This is a genomic window from Streptococcus parasanguinis (genome assembly GCF_001578955.1).
Taxonomy (GTDB): Bacteria; Bacillota; Bacilli; order Lactobacillales; family Streptococcaceae; genus Streptococcus; species Streptococcus parasanguinis_U.
In genome coordinates this window covers 1-1049 of the sequence record NZ_KQ969704.1, presented here as the reverse complement: position 1 = coordinate 1049, position 1049 = coordinate 1, and the positions used below count along the sequence as shown (strand labels likewise).

The window sequence follows — 1049 nt, the reverse complement described above, 5'->3', positions numbered from 1 at the left end:
TTTATTATTAATTTGACCCTAAGTCTTTTTCTACGATTCTTAATCCGATTGGAAAATCATCTTTTCCCAATTTTAATTTCTGTTTCTCAATCAACTTAGCATCCTTGAGACTATATTGTAATAAATGTCTACCAGTAGCTAGATACAACATATTTTCATTTGAAATTGTAAGAGAATTTATTTCCTCTGGTGTTTCACCTGAATCGTCATCCAACACAATCGCTTTTATAGTTTCATTTTGTAAATCAAGAACAGATAAAATATTCTTTCCTTCTACCTCGTGCTTGACGACAAGGTAATGATTATCTGGACTTGGATAAAGCATATTAGGATAAGGATTGGGTAAGGTAAATAATTTCCTTTCTCCAGTGTGCAAATCGACTGACAACAATTGGTTTCCTGCCACCTTCTCAAAAGTATCTGTATCACGAATTGCAGAGATACTTACGAATGCCCTATCTTTGACAATTGCCAAGCCTTCTAACATTTCAACCTTTTTACCATCTGAAGTTAATCGAATTCTATCTTTTTCTTTCCAATGCTCTTTTTCATTTAGTACTATTAAATCTGAATCTAACACGCCTTCTGGACGATTTCGTTTTGGATCTTGATAAGCAATCTCAGCATATACGTTAGAATTATTTGCAACAATCTGACTCGAAATTGCTGTCATTTGGTTAAATTTTTTCTGAAAAACTTGCTTTCCATTAAGAGAAAAGACTGTTAATATTCCTGAGTTTGCATCTGTTTGAGCAGTATAAAAGTAATTAGAAGAGATACCTGATCCCATCATTGCATAATTCTTAGTATGATTTTTCCTCATCTCACCTTTAGAAAAATCAATTGAAATGATATTTTGATGATCTATTGGTGCAAAATCATCACCTTCAGTTATGATCATCTTATCACCACTGTTTAAACACGAAAACCAGAGATTAACATACGTTGCTACATCAATTTTTTCTACTCGATGTAACTCGAGCTTATTCTCTTTCTTAGTATATGATTGAATACTTTTTGAGGTGACCAAGTAAAGATTCGATTCTGGA

The 1049-nt window shown here is 32.7% G+C and carries 1 protein-coding gene; it reads right to left on the bottom strand.

Annotated elements, in window-relative coordinates; all coding sequences use genetic code 11:
* Positions 1–7: 7 nt before the first annotated feature.
* A partial coding sequence (locus SPADD19_RS10810) for a hypothetical protein (RefSeq protein WP_061455981.1) occupies positions 8–1049 on the bottom strand: 1042 nt, incomplete at its 5' end.